The 521-nt window shown below is 66.0% G+C and carries 1 protein-coding gene; it reads right to left on the bottom strand.

The genetic code is table 11. The features are described from left to right. Positions 1-345 (bottom strand): XVIPCD domain-containing protein (locus tag XcuCFBP2542_RS19675; RefSeq protein ID WP_338117682.1); only part of this gene is annotated, 345 nt, incomplete at its 3' end. Positions 346-521: the final 176 nt, after the last annotated feature.

Below are 521 nucleotides of genomic sequence, written 5' to 3'. Positions count from 1 at the left end.
CAGCGCCTGATCCTGCTGCCGCTGCGTTTCCGCCGTCAGCTGCTGCAGGCTTTGCTCCAGGGGTTGCGTGGCGGCCTGCAGCTTGTCGATCAGCACGCGGTCGATCAACCAGGGATTCTGGTCGGTCGAGGTAGCCAGCAATGCCCGACCGTCCTGGACTGGCGTCAGTGCATCAATGCGCGGCAGTTGGTGCAGCTTGGCCTGACAAGCAACGGCACCAGCGACCTGTTCCATCTGCACGCGATCCAGATACCCGCCCGCCTGCGGCCCGAGCTGTTCCAAATGCGTCATCGCCTGCGCGAAGAGCGGGTTGTGCCGGCCAGGCAATTGCTGCTGCTTGGCCAACATCCGCTCCTGCGCCGCCGCCAGTGTCTGCTGCCAGCGCTCGGGCGTCGCATACGCCATCGACGCTGCCCGTGCACCCTGGTCGTCGCCGGCTTCCAAGGCAGCATAGAACTGCTCGACCAAGGGGTCCATGCGGCGCGGTGCCGTCTGTTCCGATAGCGGCGTGTCGGTGAGGC

It is taken from the genome of Xanthomonas cucurbitae, assembly GCF_002939885.1.
GTDB lineage: Bacteria > Pseudomonadota > Gammaproteobacteria > Xanthomonadales > Xanthomonadaceae > Xanthomonas > Xanthomonas cucurbitae.
The sequence above is the reverse complement of the archived record's forward strand: the minus strand, read 5'-3'. Positions and strand labels throughout refer to the sequence as shown.